Annotated in this window: 1 protein-coding gene; it reads left to right on the top strand. The window is 64.8% G+C overall.

Annotated elements, in window-relative coordinates:
- The coding region (locus AC6CH2_RS22560; RefSeq protein ID WP_498271172.1) for an AMP-binding protein at positions 1-244 on the top strand (244 nt) is incomplete at both ends.

Below are 244 nucleotides of genomic sequence, written 5' to 3' on the forward strand. Positions count from 1 at the left end.
CGGGGCGGCCTACGTACCGCTGGACCCGAGCTACCCGATCGAGCGCCTGGCCTACATGCTCGAAGACAGTCGGCCGATCGCCTTGCTGACCCAGTCGGCGTTGCGCGCGGCGATGCCGATGCTGGAAGCCTCGCCGCTGCCGCTGGTGGTGCTGGACGACGAGTCTCTGGCTGAATACAGCGAAAGCGATCCGAGCGTCGAAGGGCTGACGCCGCGTAATTTGGCTTATGTGATCTACACCTCC

This window comes from Lysobacter sp. GQ73, from assembly GCF_059758755.1.